The following is an 18275-nucleotide window of genomic DNA, read 5'->3' on the forward strand; positions in this document are numbered from 1 at the left end:
CGATGATCCGTGTGCTGATCGCCGACGACCAGCCGCTGGTGCGGCGGGGTCTGGCGCTGATCCTGTCCCCGGACCCGGACGTCGAGGTCGTGGGGGAGGCCGGGGACGGCGCCGAGGCCGTGGACCTCGCGGCGCGGCTGCGGCCCGAAGTGGTGGTCATGGACATCCGCATGCCCGTCCTCGACGGGGTACGGGCCACCGCGGAACTGGCCCGGGTCTGCCCCGAGTCCCGGGTACTGGCCCTGAGCACCTTCGACATGGACGAGTACGTGGTCGCCGCGCTGCGGGCCGGCGCGCACGGGTTCCTGCCCAAGGACGTCTCCCCCGAGGAGCTGATGGCGGCGGTCCGCACCGTCCACACCGGCGAGGCCGTCGTCGCGCCCCGACTGCTGACCCGCCTGATCTCCACCTACGTCCGGGCGCCCGACCCCCGTTCGAGGCCCACCGACACCGCGGCCCTGCCGGACGGGCTCACCCCGCGCGAGCTGGAGATCTGGCGGCTGCTGGCCCGGGGGCTCGACAACGCCGAGGTCGCCCGGGACCTGGACATCAGCGTCTCGACGGTCAAGAACCACATCACCGGCATCTTCGGCAAGTTGGGCGTACGCGACCGCGCGCAGGCGGTGATCGCGGCGTACGAACGAGGCCTGGTCGAGGTCGAACGGAGGACCACTTGATCACCAAGTGCCCTCAGAGGCCCGGAATCGACCTCCGACCCTACCTCTGACCAGCCGGAACACTGGATGATTCGTCCATGCGTACGGTGCGTCGCGCATGGCACAGTGCCAGCAGCACAACCGACGGACCAGGGAGCCTCCATGCGTGACCCGCACTCGATTCCGCCGACGCTCGTGGCCGAGGCCGAGGCCGAGGCCGAGGCCGAGTGTCCGCGCGGACCGAGTCCGTTGCCCGCCTGCCCGGTCTGTACCGGGACACCGGAACGGATCTCCTGGCGCCAGCGCCCGGGACAGCCCGTCGTGCTGGTCTTCGAGCCCTGCGGGCACCGCCACGCGTCCCCGGCTCCGCCCCTGCTGGTCGTGACCCCGCCGGTCCCGGTCAGGCAGTGAGGAAGGAGGCGATCCGCTCGGCGAACGCCTCCTCGCCCAGGATCTCGATCCCGGCCGCCTCGGCCTTGGCGACCTTGCCGCCCGCCTTCTCGCCCGCCACCAGCAGGGTGGTCTTGCCCGATATGCCGCTCGCGGACTTCCCGCCCGCCCGCTCGATCAGCTCGCGCACCTGGTCGCGGGTGTCGTACGCCGCCAGGGCGCCCGTCATCCTCCCCGTGACCACCACGCACTGACCGGCCAACGGCCCCTCCTCGGCCCCGGGCGCCACCGGCGCGATCGGCTCGGTGAGGTTGACCCCGGCGGCCACCAGCTTGTCGATGACCGGACCCAGCGCCGCGACCTGGGCCACGATCGCGGCCGCCTTGGCCTCACCCACCAGTTCCACGGCCGTCATCGCCCGCGTGTCGGCGGCCCGGATCGCGTCCATCGTCACGAAGTGTCGCGCGATCCGTCGGGACATGCCCCGCCCGGTGCCGATCACCCCGAGGGCGCAGAACACGCGGGAGAGCGGTCTGCCCTTCGCCGCCTCGATCTGCTCCAGCAGCTTCACGGCCCGCCGCTCGCTGCCGGCCGCCTCCGCGAGCGCCGCGTGATCGAGCGTGAACAGGTCCGCCACGTCGCGGACCCGGCCGGAGTCCACCAGTGCCCTCACGTACGTCTGGCCCAGGCCGTCCATGTCCAACTGGTCGCGCCCCGCCGCGTACAGCACGGCCGCGATCCGCCCGCACTCGGCGGGCTGCGCGCAGCGCCAGCGCTCCTGCGACCGGTCGATCTCCCCCTGGCAGCCGGGGCACACCTCGGGCAGCTCGATCTCCCGCTCCGCGCCGGTGCGCAGCTCGACCACGGGGGCCTCGATGCGCGGGATGACGTCGCCCGCCTTGTGGACGGTGACGGTGTCGCCCAGCCGCAGCCCGCGCCGGAGGATGTCGGCGGGGTTGTGCAGCGTCGCGTGCCGCACCACCGATCCGTCGATCTCCACCGGTTCCAGGACGGCGGTCGGCGCCAGCACGCCCGTCCGGCCGACCGCCCAGGTGACTTCCAGCAGGCGGGTGCGCCGTTCGACGGCCGCCAGCTTGTAGGCGGTCGCCCAGTGCGGGTGGCGCGATCCCGTCCCGGCCGCTGCCTGTTCGACCGCCGAGTCCAGTTTGACGACCACCCCGTCGATGCCGAAGGGCAGCGCGGCACGGAGCGCGGAGATCCGCCCCACCTGCTCCTGGACCTCGGCGATCGTGGCGACCACCGTCATCCCCGCCTCGGTGGCCGCCGCCGTCCGCACGCCCGTCCCGGCCACGTACGCCATCACCTCGGAGTGCCGGCCGCGGGGCAGTGCGCCGGCGCCGTCGAGGGCGACCGCGCCGAACGCCCAGAAGGTCATCTCGACCGTGTACGGGCGGCCCTTGGCCCGCAGCGTGCCGGCCGCGCCGTTGCGCGGATTGGAGAACGGCGCGGCCCCGTGGGCGGCGCGTGTCTCGTTGGCCCGCTCGAACTGGGCGGTGGTCAGCAGGACCTCGCCGCGGACCTCGAAGGAGTCGTTCGTGGTCAGCTCGCGGGGCAGGCCCACGATGGTCCCGATGGCGTGCGACACGTCCTCGCCGGCGGCCCCGTTGCCCCGGGTGACCAGCCGCGTCAGCCTTCCCTCGTGGTAGCGCGCGGCCAGCGACGCGCCGTCCAGCTTCGGCTCGACCACGTATCCGCCCGTGACGGGCCCGCCGAGGCGCCGCGTCAGCGATGCCTCCCAGTCGAGGAGGTCCTGCGGGTCGAAGGCGTTGGCCAGGGAGAGCATGGGTTCCGTGTGGGCCACCTCCCCGGCCGGCACGGCGCCGCCGGCCACCTTCCCCGTGGGGGAGGCGGGATCCACGTGCTCCGGGTACGCGGCCTCGTACGCCTGGATCAGGGAGACCAGGAGGTCGAAGGAGGCGTCGTCGAGCGGTGAATCGCCCGAGCCGTAGTAGGCGGCGGAAGCCCTGATGGCGGTGCCGATCGCGTCGGCGTACTCGTCACGGCCGGCCAGGGCGGAAGGGGTGGTGATCGTCATGTCCCGATGGTGACCCAGGGGTCTGACAATGGCCGGTCCTCATGTCCGCACCTCTGGCGCGTGCTCAAAGCTGCTTGATATCAGCCGACTTCGAGCAGCTTCCTTCAGGTGATCTCCATCCGCCGCTATGTTGCCGAGAGCATGCCAAGCCGGTGTGTCCGAGGCCCGGACCGCACGAGGAGCTGCCCATGACACTGACACGCTTCAGCAGGAATCCGCGGCGACGGTGCGCCGCGGCGCTGCTCGCCGCCGCCCTCGCCGTCGCGGGGCTGGCCGCGGCCGGGCCGATCGCCCGCCCCGCCACCGCGGCGCCCTCGGCGGCCCCCGGCACCGCGGGCGACGTCACCGGCATCAGCCGTTCCGGGAACACCTACACCGTGACGACGACCAGCGGGGCCAAGGCGCGCGTGGTCGTCGCCCGCGCCGACGTCTTCCGGCTCCGGCTCGCCCCCGACGGAAGCTTCACCGACGACCCGGCCGGCTCGGACCTCGCGCCCACCACCGACTTCGGCCCCGTCGACTCCTCCTCCACGGACGCCGGAACGTACTACCGGATCACCACCGGAGCCCTCTCCATCCGGGTCCACAAGGCACCCCTGCGGTTCTCCGTCCTGCGGGCCGACGACTCCACACTCGTCTGGGAGGAGAGCCGGCCCACCTCCTGGTCGGGCGGCCGCACCACCCAGTACCTGACCCGCGGAGCCGACGAACAGTTCTACGGAACGGGCCTGCGGCTGGGGGAGTGGGCGCTGCGCGGCAAGACCGTTCCCGTCGCCGTCGACAACAAGTGGCGCGAGAACACCAATGCCAGCCCGGCCCCCTTCTACATGTCCACCAACAACTACGGTGTCATGCGCAACACATGGGCCCCGGGGGCCTACGGCTTCAACGCACCCACCACCCTCACGCACGACGAGAACCGCTTCGACGCGTGGTACTTCGCGGGGGACTCCCTCAAGGGCGTCCTCGACGCGTACACCGACGTGAGCGGGAAGCCCTTCCTGGCGCCGATGTGGGGCTTCGAACTCGGCAACGCCGACTGCTTCAACGCCTCCAACCCCGACTACCAGGGCGACCACGGCCGTCTGCGCCACCAGACCACCCCCGACGTCGTCGGGTACGCCCGCGACGCCCGCGACGCCGACATGCCCTCGGGTTGGTTCCTGCCCAACGACGGGTACGGTTGCGGCTACACCGCGCCCCTGAAGTCCACCGTGGACGCACTCAAGGCCAAGGGCTTCCAGACGGGCCTGTGGACCTCCACCGGTCTCGGTTCCATCGCCGACGAGGTCGCCGCGGCCGGCAGCCGGGGCGTGAAGACCGACGTGGCCTGGATCGGCAGCGGCTACAAGTACGCCTTCGACGGTGTCCAACAGGCCGTGGACGGCATCGAGAAGAACTCCGACGCCCGCCGCTACGTCTGGACCGTCGACGGCTGGGCGGGCACCCAGCGCAACGCCGTCGTGTGGACCGGGGACACCAACGGCACCTGGGACGACATGCGGTGGCACGTCCCCGCCATCACCGGGGCGGGGCTGTCCGGCCTCAACTACGCCTCCGGGGACATCGACGGCATCTTCGGCGGCAGCCCCCGGACCTACGTCCGCGACCTCCAGTGGAAGGCCTTCACCCCCGCTTTCATGACCATGTCGGGGTGGGGCGCCACCAACCCCCGGGCCGGTTACCAGGACAAGCAGCCCTGGCGGTTCGCCGAGCCCTACCTGTCCATCAACCGGAAGTACCTCCAGCTCAAGATGCGGCTGATGCCCTACCTGTACACGATGAGCCGCATCGCCCACGAGAGCGGCGTGCCCAGTACCCGCGCCATGGTCCTGGAGTACCCCGACGACCCGGTGGCCCGGGGAAACCAGACCAGCGGACAGTTCATGGCGGGCGATTCCTTCCTCGTGGCCCCCGTCGTCTCCGACACCGCCGTCCGCGACGGCATCCACCTGCCCGCCGGCACCTGGACGGACTACTGGACCGGCAAGACCTACCAGGGCCCCGGCCGGCTCGACGGCCACCGGGCCCCGCTCGACACGCTCCCGCTGTTCGTCAAGGGCGGCGCCATCGTGCCGATGTGGCCCCAGATGAACCACACGGGCGAGAAGCCGGTCTCCACCCTCACCTACGACATCCACCCGCGCGGCGCCTCCTCCTTCGAGCTGTACGAGGACGACGGCCGCACCCGCGCCCACCAGTCGGGGGCCTTCGCCCGTCAGCGGGTGGCCGTCACCGCGCCCACCACCGGCGTCGGCGACATCACCGTCAAGGTCGGCGCTCCCGTCGGCGACTACGCCGGCAAGCCGGCCTCGCGCGCCTACGAACTCACCCTGCACGTGTCCTCCGCGCCCTCCGCCCTCACCGCGAACGGCTCCGCCCTGACCCGACTCACCACGAAGAAGGCCTACGAGTCCGCCGCCACCGGCTGGTTCTTCGACCCGGCCGACCGGTCCGGCGTCCTGTGGGTCAAGACCGGCACCACGTCCGGCGCCTTCACCGTCGCGGCCACCGGCGCCGGCATCCCGCCGGCCGACCCGGTTCCCGCCGACTCCGCCCCCGTCCCCTCGTCGGCCTGGAGCCTGCTCTCCGCGGACAGCCAGGAGACCGCGGCCGAGAACGGCGTCGCCCGCAACGCCTTCGACGGCGACCCGGCGACGTTCTGGCACACCGCCTGGTCCACGGGCGCCCCGGCGGCGCTCCCGCACGAGATCCGCATCGACCTCGGCGCCCGCTACGCGCTGGACTCCCTCGGCCACCTGCCCCGACAGGACGGCGGAGTCAACGGTCGGATCGGCCGCTACGAGGTGTACGTGTCCGACGACCCCACCGCCTGGGGTCCACCGGTCGCCACCGGCACCCTCCCCGACACCCCGGCAGCCACGTCGATCCCCCTGTCCGCCGCCACCGGCCGCCACCTCAGGGTGAGGGTCCTCGGCGAGGCGGGCGCCCGGGGCCCTTGGGCCAGTGTCGCCGAACTCACCCTCACCGGCCGCGCGTCGCCGCTCCCGGGCAATGCTCCCCTCGCCGACGCGGGGGCTCGACGGGACCTGCGGCATGATTGACGCATGCCAACCGAGTCGAACGCGATCGAGCTGAGCGAACACGAACTCCGTGAGATCACGGGCTACGCGGCGGCGTGTGCCCGCAGGGCGCTGCCGATCTTCGAACAGGACCCTCCCGTCGACCCCCGCCCCCGCGAAGCCATCGACGCGGCGGACGAGTTCGCCGCGGGCGGCCGGCGCACGACCGCCCTGCGGCAGAGCGCGTGGGCGGCCTACAAGGCGGCGGGCGAGGCCGGTTCGCCCGCGGCGGCGGACGCGGCGCGAGCGGCGAGCCACGCGGCGGCCGCCGCGTTCCTCCACCCCAAGGCGAGCGCCCACCAGGTGAAGCACATCCTCGGCGCGGCGGCCCACGCGGCGCGGGCGGAGGAACGGGAGAGCGGCGAGGACGTACGGGTCACCGGGGGCACCCTCGAATGGGCGCGCGACCACGCGCCGGCGGCCGTCGGCGCGGTACTCGGCCGGCTGCCCGCCGCACCGTCCGGAGGGGGACGCGTGGGAGAGCACATCCGCGATCTCGACGCCGTGCTCCGTACCTGAGTCCGGGCGCTCACCCGGCCCGCGGGGGAGCGGCGGTCAGGCCCGTCGGCGCGGGGCCCAGCGTGGTGGTGCCCGGGGAGGCGCGGTGGCCCAGACCCGTCCGGTACGCGTCGAGGGCGGCCTCGATCCGGCCCGTACGGCGCAACAGGTCGCCCAACAGTCGGCACAGGTCGGCGAGGTCCCCGGTCGCCCCGCTGCGTTCCAACAGGGCCAGCGCCTGGACGTAGTGCTCCTCCGCGGACTCGACCTCCCCGCGCTCCTCCGCGATGAGCCCGAGCAGCCGGTGCGCGCCGCCCGCGTGGACCGCGCCGTGACTGTCGCCCAGTTCCAGCACGGCCGAGAGCAGCCCGGCGGCCTCGTCGTGGCGTCCGAGCCGGCGCAGCACGTCGGCCAGCTCGACCTCGACCTGGGCGGTGTACAGCGCGGCACGCTTGGCCGAGAGCATCTCCCGCGCGGTGCGCAACTCGACCTCGGCCGCCTTGAGTTCGCCGTTCTGGGCCTGGACGTAGCCGCGCATCCAGTGGCAGTGCGCCAGGTCGGTGCGCATCCGCAACTGTCGATAGACCTCCTGGGCCTTGGCCAGTGACGCGTCGGCGTCGGCCACCCGCCCCTCGGCGAGGAAGGTGCGGGCGACCTGTCGATGCATGCCCGCGACCAGGGCCGGGTCCTGCACGTGCGGGGCCAGCGCCAGGGCGAGTTCGGCGGCGCGGGCGGCCCGCGCGTGGGCGCCCATGTCGATGTACGGGCCGATCGCCGCCGCGTACAGCAACACCAGTGCCTCGGGGTCGCCCAAGCCGCCGGCGTTCAGCTCGTCGATCGTCGATTCCAGCAGGTAGCAGGCGTACCGCAGTTCACCGGCCAGCAGGTGTGCGACGGCCCGGCCGCGGATCGGCCGGGCGCGACGGGGCAGCGGCTCGCCCGCGAGGAGCCGCTCGGCCGCCTCGAAATGCGCGGTGGCGGAGGCCAGTTCACCGGATTCCAGGGCGCAGTCGCCGAGACCGAGCAGGGCCTCGGCCCGCTCGGGGGTGAGGTCGAGGAGCTCCGCGTCGGCGAGCAGGCGCCGGTAGTGGGCGGCGGCCTCGTCCGCGGCGCCCGTGGCCAGTGCCCGCTGGGCGTCGGTCAGGGCCAGTCGCAGTTCCGTTGCCAGGTGTGGCGGGCGGCCCGTCGCCAGTTCCTCGTAGGAGGTGCCGAGCCGCTCCGCGAGGAAGCGCAGCGCGGCCTCGGAGGGGCGGACCCGGCCCGACTCCAGGGTGGAGATGTAGGCCGGGGTGTATGCAGGCTCCGCCAACTGCCGCTGTGTCAGGCCGCGTTCGGTGCGCAGTCGATGAACCCGGATGCCGATCAAGGCCTGTTCGTCCATGTCTTCCCCCTGTTCACGTGAACTCTCCGGCATCCGGCCGGAGTAGTCCATTGCGCACGCCCCTCGCGCACCCCTAGGTTAAGCAACCAGTTAAGTCTGATTATCAACGCGTTCAACTCCGAGGGGGACCCCTTGAACTCAACCGTCCGGTTGGTCGTCGCCGCGGCCGGGGCGACCGCGGTGCTGTTCGCCGCGGTACCCGCCGGAGCCGCCGGCGCACCGACACCCGCTCCGGTGTCCGGCGCCGCGGGCACCGGCGTGGAGATCGAGATACCCGGCCCGCAAGAGGGCCGGATCGCGGGGTCGGGCCACGTACGGGTACCGGTCGCCGGGCGGGCGAAGGCCGCGCCCCGGCTCTCCGCCGCCGAACGGGAAGTCGACGGCGAGGTCACCGCCCTCGTCGACAACGGTCCCACGAGCGACCGTCTCGACGTGGTCGTCGTCGGCGACGGCTACACCACCGCCGAACTCGACCGGTTCCACGAGGACGCCCGCCGCAAATGGGGCGAGATCGCGGCCGTCGAGCCCTACGCGACGTACCGCGGGCTCTTCAACGTCTGGACCGTCGACGCCGTGTCCCGTGAGTCCGGGGTGTCGGGCGACCCCGACCCGGGCACCGTCCGCGACACCGCGCTCGGGTCCTACTTCTGGTGCGAGGACATCGAACGGCTGCTCTGCGTCGACCAGCCCAAGGTGGACACCTACGTGGCGAAGGCTCCCGCCGCCGACCTGGTGATCGTCCTCGCCAACAGCTCCAAGTACGGCGGGGCGGGCTACAACGAACCCAGCCCCACCCTCGGCTACGAGGGCATCTCCACCGCCTCGGCCGGAAACGCCAAGTCCGGCCAGGTCGCCATCCACGAAACCGGGCACTCCCTCGGCAAGCTCGCCGACGAGTACTTCTACCCGGGCTCCCCGGACTACGAGAAGTACACCGGCCCCGAGCCCTCGGACTCCAACACCTCGACGCTGAGCGCCGACCGGATGGCCCGGACCCGCGCCAAGTGGTACCGGTGGCTCGGTGAGGAGTCTCCCGACGGCGGCAGGGTCGGGGCGTACGAGGGCGGCGGCTACTACGTCACCGGGCTGAACCGACCCACCGACAACTCGCTCATGCGGGTCCTGGACAAGCCCTTCAACCTCCCCGGCGTCGAGGCGATGATCGCCGGCTTCCACCGCCACGCGAACACCGTCACCCCGCTCACCCCCACCGACCGCACCCTCCGGTCGCGCGACACGGCGAGGACGGCGGTGCCCCGGCTGGCGGCGCCCGACGGACGGCAACTCGTGGTGCGCTGGTACCTCGACGGCCGGGAACTGAGGAGGTTCGCGGGCCGGACCGAGGTGCGGGTGTCGGACCTGTACCTCTCCGGCGCACGGACCCGGACCCTGTCCGTCAGGGTCGAGGACCGCACCCCCTCGGTCCGCGACCCGAAGATCGCCCGCACCCTGCGCACCACGGTCGACTGGCACGTCCGCCGCTGAGCGGAACCCGGCCTGTCGCCCCGGGCGTCGTTCAGACCCGGTCCCCGTTCGCGTACGTCCAGAACGCGCGCATCAGCGGGGGCGGGGTCGGTCCGGTCAGTTCGAGCTGGGTCAGCAGTACGGACACGGCGCCGGTCGCGGGCACGACGTGCGCGGCGGTTCCGGTGCCGCCCACCCAGCCGTAGCGCCCCCGTACGTTCCACGGATCGACCGGGGCGACATCGACGGAACCACCGAACCCCCAGCCCTGGCCCTCCAGGAACAGCGCCCCCGCCGCGCGCTGTTCGGGGGTCAGCCGATCCGTGGTCATCTCCCGCACCGACGCGGGGGACAGCAGGCGGCTCCCGTCGGGTGCCGCGCCGTCCGCGAGCAGCATCCGGCCGAAGGCGTACAGGTCGTCCGCGGTGGAGACCAGCCCGCCGGCCCCCGAGGGGAAGGCGGGCATCCGGCTCCACTGCCCCGCGGGCGCGTCCACCGCGGCGAGCCCGCCCGTCCCGGGATCCGCCCGGTAGTACCCGGTGAACCGCCCCAGGTCCGCCGGGGGGACCGCGAAACCGGTGTCGGTCATGCCCAGCGGCGCGAAGATCCGTTCCGCCAGGAACTCCGGCAGCGACTGCCCCGAGGCCCGGGCGATCAGCACGCCCAGGATGTCCGAGCAGGTGTTGTACAGCCAGGCCTCACCAGGCTGGTGCAGCAGCGGGATGCGGGAGAGGGTCTTCATCCAGGCGTCCGGCTCGGAGACCAGCTGTGGTCGGGGCGGCCCCTGCCGCAGTTCGCCGAAGAGCGGGGCGAGGGCGGGGAGCGTGAAGTCCGACGGGAACCCGTACCCGGCCCGGAAGGATAGAAGGTCCTCGACCGTGATCGGCCGGGCGGCCGGCACCACGTCGTCCACGGTGCTCGACGGCGTGCGGACCACCACGGGCGCGGACAGCTCGGGCAGCCACTCCCGAACCGGCGACGCGAGCCCGAGCCGCCCGTCCTCGACCAGCGCCATCACCGCGGCGGCCGTCACCGGCTTGGTCAGCGAGGCGACACGGAAGATCGAGTCCCTTGCCATCGGGGTGTTCCCGCCCGCCTCGGCGGCACCGACGGCCGCCACCTCCACCGCGCCGCCGCGGGCCACCAGGGCCACCGCCCCGGGCAGGGAACCGCTGCTCACAGGGGGTTCCAGGATGTCCTTCAGGCCGCTCATGACGCCACCTCCGCCGATGTCGCTCGGGCCCACCGCGCCGGACGGCGGGGGCCCCTCCCGATCCAGACTCCCGGGAGGGCGCGTACTCATCGGTGCGGCACCACCGGATCCCTTCGCCGCTCCCGGCAGACCGCCGTCGGCGCCCACCGGGTACGCGGCGAGGGTACGGACATCGCGCCGCCTCGCGAAGTCGGCTACCCGCGTCGTTCCAGCAGACCCCGGACGAACGCGGCCTGGCCGGCGTGCTGGAGATCGTCGGAGAGCACGCTGACGAGCCGCGCCGCCAGGGTCACCGGCGGGTCCCAGCCCTCGTCGACGACCCGGTCCAGATCGGCTGCCGCGAGGGAGCGCACGTACCCCAGGGTCCGTTCGTGCACCGCGTCGTGGTACCCCGACAGGATCTCGCCCGACTCGACGCGCACCTTGCCGACCTGGCTCGGACTCTGCCCGTAGCCGGTGGCGTCGGCGGGCAGCGGCAGGGCGAACCGATCCGCCCAGCCGCCCGTGTGCCACACCTGTTCCCCGCCCGCCGCGTCCGCCACGTGGTCGTCCTGCACCCGGGTCAGGTGCCAGACCAACCACGCGACGGAGTTCGCGGCCGGGTCCACCCGCGCGTTCAGCTCGTCGGCCGAGAGCCCGTCCACCACCTCGTGGACCACCTCCCGGACGCGTCCGAACCCGTCGACGAGGACGTCGGTCGCCTTCACGGAGCGAGCCGTCCCACTAGCGGAGGTCCATGCCGGGGTCGTCCATCATGCGACCCTCCATCTCGCTCTGCTCCTGGAGCCGACGCGCCTTGTCCTGGAGGCGCGTGCGCTCCTGGGGGTCGGTCGACTTCTCGGCCGCCGCCTTCATCTCCTGGGCCTTGTCCCGCAGCTGCCGGGACCGGCCGGACTCGCCTGCAACACTCATGATCGCTCCTTGACTCCGTGGGGGAGAGCGGGCGCAACCAGGCAATCAGCAGTCGGGCGCGCACGCATCTCGAAGGGTCGCGGCGCCGTTCTACTCGCCCGCGATGCCGGTGATCACCGGATCGCCCAACGGCGCGGTCTCCTGGTTCAGGCCGACTCCGCTCAGCGCCGACGAGGCGAGCTCACGGGCCGCGGCCTGGGCCTCCTTCGTCGTGGCGGCCTCGACCTCCAGGTGCAGGCTGAACGCCGACGAGCCCGAGTAGAACGACAGGATGTCCAGATCCTCCTTGACGCCGAGATCGGTGCCGCGCGGATCCGCCGGTCGCAGCGCGCGCACCAGTTGCGTGCGGGCCTCGGGGGACAGCTCCGTGAGCAGGGTGCCGGGAATGGTGACGACGTAGACAGTCATGTCACAGCGCTTGCCCGCGACTCGCCGGGGGAATCGTCACCGGCGCGCCGGCCCCCCGTTTGCCCGCCCCGAATGGCGCAGTGCGCCGATGTGCCGCTGAATGTGACCAAGCGTGCGCTTCCCATGACGCACGATGACCGGCGCGCGACGTGTAGACCCGTGTGTCGGCGAACGGAGCTTTCCATGAATGACCCCATAACCCTCGCGGCGACCGACCCCGAAGGCCGCCACGAGATCCCCGATTCCCAGGACCGGCACGACGATCAGGACCGGCACGACGATCCGACCGGTCCCGGACACCCCCCGCCCGCCCCGGCCGTCCCCGCCGAGGAGCCGCACGCGGAACCCGTACAGACCCTGCTGGAGACGGCGGCGACGTGCAGGCCGGTGGAGGAGGTCACCGCACTGGTGAGCCTCCTGAAGCGGACCGGACAGCAACCCGACGTCGGACACGCGGCACTCCGGGCGGCCGCGGTCTCCCGGCCGGTCGACGAGGTCGGGCGGATGGTCGCCCTGCTCGGCGAACCCCCGCACGGTGACGTCGACGCCGACGTCACGCTGCGCGCCGCCGCCGTGGGCCGGTCCATCGAGGACGTGGCCCTGCTGGCCGGCTACCTCGACACCGACCGGGCCGAGGGTCCGGCCGACCCCCCGCCGCACGCCGGACCGCCGTCCGCCCACCCCCTGGCCGACCACCACGCGGCACCGCGGCGGGAGCGCCCGCCGGTGACCCGGCCCGAACCCCGTCCCCCCGCCCCGCGCGCCGGGGGCGCGCTGCGCCACGTGCTGCGCTGGCCGGTGGCCGCCGTGCTGCTCCTGTGCGGCGTGCTGCACCTGCCGGGCGACCCGACCGCCCCGTTCGTCCTCGGACCGGGCGACGTGCCGCCCCTCGCGGTCGCGTTCCTCTGCCTCGTGGCCGGGGGACTGCTGATGGCGCGTGACACCCCGGCGGTGTGGCGGACCGGGGCCGTCACGGCCCTCGCGGTCGTGGCGCTGCACGTGATCGCGGGCATGGCGCTCGTCGATCCCCTGGAGGGCTCGCTGGGTGGCCCGCACGCCTGGGCGGGCGTCACCGCGGTGCTCTGCGCGGGCGCCGGCGCGGTGCTCGCGGGCGTGGCGCTCATGTACCGGCCCAAGCGGGTCGACCGGGTCTGACCCGGGGAAACGGGGCCCCGGCGGACCTCCGCCGGGGCCTTCCCGCGTGCACGGGCCCCGGCCCGCCCTACGCGAGCAGGTTCACCCCGCGGGTGAACACCCCGGGCAGGCGGGCGGCCAGCGGCACGATCCGCCGGGCCAGCCCCGGCCGCGCCCGGGCCCACACCAGGGAGCCGGTCAGCGCGCGATAGCTCCGCGACAGCTCCCGCCAGGCCCGCTCGTACTGCTGCGGCCGACCGGCGGACACGCACCGCACGAGTTCCCCCGCCGCCGTCACCGCCAGCGTGAGCCCCTCCCCGGTGAGCGCGTCCACGTACCCGGCGGCGTCCCCGACGAAGAGCACCCGCCCCGCGACCCGGGTGACGGCGCCCTGCCGCAACGGCCCCGCCCCCCGGACCGGCGCCCCGGGCGCCCCGGGCAGCCGCGCCGACAGGACCGGGAACCGCGCCAGCTGGACGTCGAACGGCGCCTGTTCCGAGGTCAGGACCGCCACCCCCACCCGATCGGGCCCGAGCGGGGTCACGTACGCCTCGGACCGGGCCGACCAGTGCACCTCCACCAGGTCGCTCCACGGCTCCACCGCGTAGTGGCGCCGCAGCCCGTACCGGACCGGCCGACCGGGCACGACCGGCGCGGACAGGCCCAGCCCGCGCCGGACGGGCGAGTGCAGGCCGTCGGCGGCCACCAGGTAGCGGGCGGTCAGCCCCGCCGCGCTCACCCGGTGTTCGTCCTGACGCACCTCGGTCACCCGCCGGGGGAGCACCCGCACGCCCAGGGCGGCGGCCCGTTCGGCGAGCGCCGCCTGAAGGTCGGTACGCCGGGCCCCGCGCCCGGGACCGGCCCGGAACAGCCCTTCCGCACGGAGCCCGCTGACGCCGTCCACGTACCGGATCCCCCGGAACGGCCGGCCCGCCACCGGTACGCCCAGCTCCTCCAGCCGCCGCACGGCGGTGGGCATCAGCCCCTCCCCGCACGCCTTGTCGATCGGCGTGGGCCGGGGCTCCAGCACCACCACCTCCAGCCCGGCCAGGGCCCCGTGGATGGCCGTCGCCAGCCCCGCCGGACCACCGCCGGCCACGAGCAGGTCGATCACGACGCGGAGCCCACGAGCGGGGTCGTCGTACGGGCCCCGGTGAGCGCGGTGTCCTCGCAGCGGATCCGCACCCGCAGCAGCAGCGCGTTGAGCACGGTGAAACCGGCCGCCGTCAGCCAGGCGGAGTGCACGAGCGGCAGCGCGAGCCCCTCGACCACCACGGCCACGTAGTTGGGGTGGCTCAGCACCCGGTACGGCCCCGCCGCGACCAGGGGCAGGCCGGGCACGACGAGCACCCTGGTGTTCCAGCGGGGGCCGAGCGTGGCGATGCACCACCAGCGCAGCCCCTGCGCGGCCACCACCAGCGCGAGCGCCGGCCAACCCACAGCGGGCAGGAACGGCCGGTCGGCCGCCCACGGTTCGACCGCGCAACCCACCAGCAGCGCGGTGTGCAGGGCGACCATGGCCGGATAGTGGCCACCGCCGTGCTCCCGGGCGCCGCGCGCCAGGCTCCAGGCGGCGTTGCGCCGGGCCACGAGCAGCTCGGCGAGCCGTTCCACGGCGACCAGGGCGAGGATCAGCAGGTACAGGTTCATCGACATGAGGGGATCACCAGCGCAGGAGGACGAGTTCGGAGGCGAAGCCCGGGCCGAAGGCGATCATGAGCCCGGTGGATCCCGGCGGGGGCGGCCCGGCGGCCTGGATCCCGCCGAGGATGTGCAGGACCGAGGCGGAGGAAAGGTTGCCCGCCTCGGCCAGGGACCCCCGGCTCGCGGCGAGGGCGGCGTCCGGCAGGCCCAGCGTCTCGGCGAGGACGTCGAGGATCCTCGGACCTCCGGGGTGGCAGATCCAGGCGTCGACGTCGGACGGCTTCAGGTCGTGCCCGGCGAGGAACGTCTCGACCTCCTCCACCACGTGCAGCCGGACCAGGTCGGGGAGTTCCCGACCCAGCACCATGCGAAAGCCCCAATGGCCGATGTCCCAGCCGAGCAGGTCCTCGGTCCCCGGATACAGTCGGCTGCGGGAGGCCACCACCGTCGGCCCGGCGCCGGTCCCGTACAGCGGATGGTCGCGGCCCACCGCCAGCAGCGCCCCGGCGCCGTCCCCGAAGAGGGCCCCCGCCACGAGGTTCGCCATCGAGGTGTCCGTGGGCTGGAGGGTGAGGGAGCACAGCTCGGTCGACAGCAACACGGCCACGTCGTCGGGCCGGCCGGTCAGTTGGTCGTGCAGGTGGCCGAGACCGGCGGCGCCCGCCGCGCAGCCCAGGCCGAACAGCGGCATCCGTTTCACGTCGGGACGCAGCCCGCTCCGGCCGGCGATCCGGGCCTCCAACGAGGGCGTCGCCAGTCCGGTGACCGTCGTGGACATCACCAGATCGACGTCACCCGCCGACAGACCGCCCTCGGCCAGGGCGAGTTCGAGAGCGCGCGTGCCGAGTTCGAGCGCGGCGACGACGAAGGCGGCGTTCGTGGTGCCGAAGTCGTTCGACGGACCGTAGCGCTCCAGGGGGAGCGCCAGATGGCGGCTGTCCACCCGGACCGACTCGTGGACACGGCGCAACAGCGCCGTGTCCGCACCCGGCGGAAGGAAGCGGGCCAGGGCCTCGGTGATCTCCGACTGCCGGTAGCGGTGGGACGGGAACACGCTGCTCACTGCCAGGACACGTGTCATTGACCCAACATAGGGAACAACTGACAGTTCGTGAGGATTCGGGTGAACCGGGCGTGCCGTCGACGCATAGCGTGGCGCCGTGCCCGTCACCCGACAGACCCCGCCCGCCGTACACGCCCCCGCGCGGCCCCGCGCCGGAACCCGGACGGCCGGCCTCCTGGCTGCCTGCCACCCCGTGCCGGCGGTCGCCGTGACGCTCTTCACGGCCGCCCTCGCCCTGGCTGCCGGACGGGGGCCCGCAGGCTGCGCCCTCGCCGCCGGGGCGGTCGCGGCGGGCCAACTCTCCGTGGGCTGGAGCAACGACCGCGCCGACCTGCGCCGCGACCTGGCCACGGGGCGGCGTGACAAGCCGCTGGTCGCGGGCTCCGCACGGCCCGCCTCGGTGGCCGTCGCCGCGTTCGTGGCGCTGCTGGTGTGCGTTCCGTTGTCCCTGGCCTCGGGTCTGCTCGCCGGCGTCGTGCACCTGGTCGCGGTCGCCGCCGCCTGGGGCTACAACCTGTGGCTCAAGCGCACGGTCGTGTCATGGGCGCCGTACGCCCTGGCCTTCGGCCTGCTCCCCGCCTTCGTGACGCTCGGCCTGCCCGGGTCACCGTGGCCACCGGCCTGGCTCACCGGCGCCGCCGCGCTGCTCGGCGCCGGTGCGCACTTCGCGAACGTGCTGCCCGACATCGCCGACGACCTCGCCACCGGCGTCACCGGACTGCCCCAGCGGCTCGGCGCCCGCGGCTCGGCCGCGGTCGCCGGCATGCTCCTGCTCGGCTCGACCGCGGCCCTGGTCACCGGGCCGCCGGGACCGGTGGGCGCGTACGGCTGGGGGCTGCTCGCGTTCACCGGCCTGCTGGTGGCCGGCACCTTCCGGGCCCGCGGCCGCGTGCCGTTCCTCGGCGCGCTGGCGGTCGCCGCCGCCGACGTGGTGCTGCTGTTGGGGCGGGGCGCCGGCTGAACCGCTCAGCCCCCGGCCCGCAGCGACTCCGTGTGCTTGCGGACCTGCTCGGGGGAGAGGTAGGCGTCGGTGTGCTCGAAGTCCTTCAGGGTGGCGGCCCGCTGGTCCAGGAAGCCGGTGCGCACGAAGTCGTCCCCGGCGACCGCGTTGATCAGCCAGTTCGTCATCACCCGGGTCTTGGCCACGTTGGTCCGCAGCGCAGACCAGTGGTAGCCGCGCGCCACCGCCTGCGCGGGCAGGCCGTGCAGTTCGATGCCGAGCGGCTTGGAGACCGCGTCCCGGCCGCCGAGGTCCACCACCAGCCCCAGGTCCTTGTGCACGTAAGGACGCAGCGGTTGGTTCCGCAGCGTGGCGATGACACCGTCGGCGACGGCCTTGCCCTGGCGCATCGCGTGCTGGGCGGTCGGCGGGCACAGCGCGTCGCCGCCCTTCGCCACGTCCGGTACGGCCGCCGCGTCCCCGAGGGCGAACACGCCGTCGACCCCGGGCACCGTCAACTCCGGGCGCACGACCAGCCGGCCCTTGAGGGTCTCCGCGCCCAGGGTGGACACCAGCGGGCTCGCGGTGACGCCGGCCGTCCAGATCAGGGTCCGACTGGGCAGCACCCGGCCGTCGGTGAGCGTGACCTTCTCGGCGTTCACCTCGCTCACCGACACGCCGAGGGAGACCTCGATCCCGCGCCGGCGCAGGATGTCCAGGGCGACCGTGCCGAGCTTGTCGCCGAGTTCCGGCATCAGCTTCGGTGCGAGGTCGACCAGGTGCCACTTGATCTGCCGGGGGTCCAGCCGCGGGTAGCGGGTGGCCGCGTGCCGCGTGAGGCGGTTGAGGCAGGCGGCCGTCTCCGTGCCCGCGTATCCGCCGCCCACCACCACGAACCGGAGCCGGGAGGCGCGTTCGGCCTCGTCCTGACTGGCGTCCGCCAGGTCGAGTTGGGCGATCACGTGGTCGCGCAGGTACACGGCCTCCGCGAGGGTCTTCATGCCCCGCGCGTGTTCCACCAGCCCGGGGATGTCGAAGGTGCGGGTGATGCTGCCCGGCGCCAGTACGAGGAGGTCGTAGGGCTGGTCCACGGTCTCGCCCGTGATCTTCCGGATGACGCAGACCTTGGCCTTGGTGTCCACGCCGATCGCCCCGCCGGGGATGATCCGCGTCCGGTGCTTGTTGCTGCGCCGCAGGGACACGGCCACCGACTGCGGGGTCAGCACGCCGGCGGCGACCTGGGGGAGCAGGGGCAGGTACAGCTGGTAGGAGGCGGGCGTGACCAGTGAGATCTCCGCCTCGGCCGGGGACAGGCGGCGCTCCAGTCGCCGTACGCACGCGACCCCGGCGAAGCCGGCGCCCACAACGAGGATCCTCGATCGCGACACGGTGTACGTCCCTTCGCAGTGCGGTGGTTCCGTGCCCGGTCGTCT

At 73.6% G+C, this 18275-nt stretch carries 17 protein-coding genes; 7 read left to right on the plus strand and 10 right to left on the minus strand.

The window, feature by feature from the left end:
• The first annotated feature begins 2 nt into the window (after positions 1–2).
• Positions 3–677, plus strand: a complete 675-nt coding sequence (locus tag ACQEVM_RS13760) for a response regulator (RefSeq protein WP_433078390.1) — start codon at positions 3–5, stop codon at positions 675–677.
• A gap of 141 nt (positions 678–818) precedes the next feature.
• Positions 819–1067 carry a hypothetical protein gene (locus ACQEVM_RS13765; RefSeq protein ID WP_433078392.1) on the plus strand — a complete coding sequence of 83 codons (249 nt, stop codon included), beginning with the start codon at positions 819–821 and terminating at the stop codon, positions 1065–1067.
• On the opposite strand, the gene ligA is transcribed toward ACQEVM_RS13765, so the two are convergent.
• Entirely contained in the window at positions 1057–3102 is a 2046-nt protein-coding gene (ligA, locus tag ACQEVM_RS13770) for an NAD-dependent DNA ligase LigA (protein ID WP_433078394.1), read from the minus strand. The genes ACQEVM_RS13765 and ligA overlap by 11 nt on opposite strands.
• A 188-nt stretch (positions 3103–3290) precedes the next feature.
• Here ligA and ACQEVM_RS13775 point away from each other — a divergent pair, with 188 nt between their 5' ends.
• Positions 3291–6167, plus strand: coding sequence for a TIM-barrel domain-containing protein (locus ACQEVM_RS13775; protein ID WP_433078396.1), 2877 nt, complete (start codon positions 3291–3293; stop codon positions 6165–6167).
• A gap of 3 nt (positions 6168–6170) precedes the next feature.
• A complete protein-coding gene (locus tag ACQEVM_RS13780; RefSeq protein WP_433078398.1) occupies positions 6171–6704 on the plus strand; it encodes a putative immunity protein in 534 nt (177 codons plus the stop codon).
• Between the two features lie 10 nt (positions 6705–6714).
• Here the strand turns inward: ACQEVM_RS13780 and ACQEVM_RS13785 are convergent, their stop codons facing one another.
• Complete coding sequence (locus ACQEVM_RS13785) at positions 6715–8064, minus strand: tetratricopeptide repeat protein (RefSeq protein WP_433078400.1); 1350 nt, start codon at positions 8062–8064, stop codon at positions 6715–6717.
• Between the two features lie 132 nt (positions 8065–8196).
• On the opposite strand from ACQEVM_RS13785, the gene ACQEVM_RS13790 reads away from it, so the two are divergent.
• Positions 8197–9549, plus strand: coding sequence for a M64 family metallopeptidase (locus ACQEVM_RS13790; protein ID WP_433078402.1), 1353 nt, complete (start codon positions 8197–8199; stop codon positions 9547–9549).
• Positions 9550–9580: 31 nt separating this feature from the next.
• Here the strand turns inward: ACQEVM_RS13790 and ACQEVM_RS13795 are convergent, their stop codons facing one another.
• The 4 genes from ACQEVM_RS13795 to ACQEVM_RS13810 all read right to left on the minus strand — a co-directional run bounded on the left by ACQEVM_RS13795 (position 9581) and on the right by ACQEVM_RS13810 (position 12061).
• Positions 9581–10741, minus strand: a complete 1161-nt coding sequence (locus tag ACQEVM_RS13795) for a serine hydrolase domain-containing protein (RefSeq protein ID WP_433078404.1) — start codon at positions 10739–10741, stop codon at positions 9581–9583.
• A gap of 194 nt (positions 10742–10935) precedes the next feature.
• Positions 10936–11448 carry a mycothiol transferase gene (locus ACQEVM_RS13800; RefSeq protein ID WP_433078406.1) on the minus strand — a complete coding sequence of 171 codons (513 nt, stop codon included), beginning with the start codon at positions 11446–11448 and terminating at the stop codon, positions 10936–10938.
• Positions 11449–11464: 16 nt separating this feature from the next.
• The gene (locus tag ACQEVM_RS13805; protein WP_266953183.1) at positions 11465–11653 is read right to left on the minus strand and encodes a DUF6381 family protein; all 189 of its coding nucleotides are present in this window, start codon (positions 11651–11653) and stop codon (positions 11465–11467) included.
• 90 nt (positions 11654–11743) lie between these two features.
• On the minus strand, positions 11744–12061 hold the full coding sequence (locus ACQEVM_RS13810) for a hypothetical protein (RefSeq protein WP_266953185.1): 318 nt from the start codon (positions 12059–12061) through the stop codon (positions 11744–11746).
• Positions 12062–12244: 183 nt separating this feature from the next.
• Between ACQEVM_RS13810 and ACQEVM_RS13815 the strand changes: the two genes are divergently transcribed.
• The gene (locus tag ACQEVM_RS13815; RefSeq protein WP_433078409.1) at positions 12245–13216 is read left to right on the plus strand and encodes a hypothetical protein; all 972 of its coding nucleotides are present in this window, start codon (positions 12245–12247) and stop codon (positions 13214–13216) included.
• 67 nt (positions 13217–13283) lie between these two features.
• Here ACQEVM_RS13815 and ACQEVM_RS13820 read toward each other — a convergent pair whose 3' ends face one another.
• From ACQEVM_RS13820 to ACQEVM_RS13830, 3 genes are read right to left on the minus strand one after another with little or no spacing between them, the layout of a single operon-like run.
• Complete coding sequence (locus tag ACQEVM_RS13820) at positions 13284–14309, minus strand: NAD(P)/FAD-dependent oxidoreductase (protein WP_433078411.1); 1026 nt, start codon at positions 14307–14309, stop codon at positions 13284–13286.
• A complete protein-coding gene (locus tag ACQEVM_RS13825) occupies positions 14306–14845 on the minus strand; it encodes an isoprenylcysteine carboxyl methyltransferase family protein (RefSeq protein ID WP_433079991.1) in 540 nt (179 codons plus the stop codon). The genes ACQEVM_RS13820 and ACQEVM_RS13825 overlap by 4 nt, the downstream gene beginning before the upstream one ends.
• Positions 14846–14858: 13 nt before the next feature.
• A complete protein-coding gene (locus ACQEVM_RS13830) occupies positions 14859–15920 on the minus strand; it encodes a type III polyketide synthase (protein WP_433078413.1) in 1062 nt (353 codons plus the stop codon).
• A 79-nt stretch (positions 15921–15999) separates the two neighbouring features.
• Between ACQEVM_RS13830 and ACQEVM_RS13835 the strand changes: the two genes are divergently transcribed.
• Positions 16000–16863 carry a UbiA family prenyltransferase gene (locus tag ACQEVM_RS13835; protein ID WP_433078415.1) on the plus strand — a complete coding sequence of 288 codons (864 nt, stop codon included), beginning with the start codon at positions 16000–16002 and terminating at the stop codon, positions 16861–16863.
• A 5-nt stretch (positions 16864–16868) separates the two neighbouring features.
• Here the strand turns inward: ACQEVM_RS13835 and ACQEVM_RS13840 are convergent, their stop codons facing one another.
• A complete protein-coding gene (locus ACQEVM_RS13840; RefSeq protein WP_433078417.1) occupies positions 16869–18230 on the minus strand; it encodes an NAD(P)/FAD-dependent oxidoreductase in 1362 nt (453 codons plus the stop codon).
• Between the last annotated feature and the right edge of the window lie 45 nt (positions 18231–18275).

The organism is Streptomyces sp. CA-243310, from assembly GCF_050936775.1.
Taxonomy (GTDB): Bacteria; Actinomycetota; Actinomycetes; order Streptomycetales; family Streptomycetaceae; genus Streptomyces.

Coding starts and splice junctions, on each gene's coding strand:
- ACQEVM_RS13795 (WP_433078404.1), bottom strand. CDS start 10,741: ATGAGCGGCCTGAAGGACATCCTGGAACCCCCTGTGAGCAGCGGTTCC.
- ACQEVM_RS13805 (WP_266953183.1), bottom strand. CDS start 11,653: ATGAGTGTTGCAGGCGAGTCCGGCCGGTCCCGGCAGCTGCGGGACAAG.
- ACQEVM_RS13785 (WP_433078400.1), bottom strand. CDS start 8,064: ATGGACGAACAGGCCTTGATCGGCATCCGGGTTCATCGACTGCGCACC.
- ACQEVM_RS13760 (WP_433078390.1), top strand. CDS start 3: ATGATCCGTGTGCTGATCGCCGACGACCAGCCGCTGGTGCGGCGGGGT.
- ligA (WP_433078394.1), bottom strand. CDS start 3,102: ATGACGATCACCACCCCTTCCGCCCTGGCCGGCCGTGACGAGTACGCC.
- ACQEVM_RS13780 (WP_433078398.1), top strand. CDS start 6,171: ATGCCAACCGAGTCGAACGCGATCGAGCTGAGCGAACACGAACTCCGT.
- ACQEVM_RS13775 (WP_433078396.1), top strand. CDS start 3,291: ATGACACTGACACGCTTCAGCAGGAATCCGCGGCGACGGTGCGCCGCG.
- ACQEVM_RS13830 (WP_433078413.1), bottom strand. CDS start 15,920: ATGACACGTGTCCTGGCAGTGAGCAGCGTGTTCCCGTCCCACCGCTAC.
- ACQEVM_RS13810 (WP_266953185.1), bottom strand. CDS start 12,061: ATGACTGTCTACGTCGTCACCATTCCCGGCACCCTGCTCACGGAGCTG.
- ACQEVM_RS13765 (WP_433078392.1), top strand. CDS start 819: ATGCGTGACCCGCACTCGATTCCGCCGACGCTCGTGGCCGAGGCCGAG.
- ACQEVM_RS13815 (WP_433078409.1), top strand. CDS start 12,245: ATGAATGACCCCATAACCCTCGCGGCGACCGACCCCGAAGGCCGCCAC.
- ACQEVM_RS13825 (WP_433079991.1), bottom strand. CDS start 14,845: ATGAACCTGTACCTGCTGATCCTCGCCCTGGTCGCCGTGGAACGGCTC.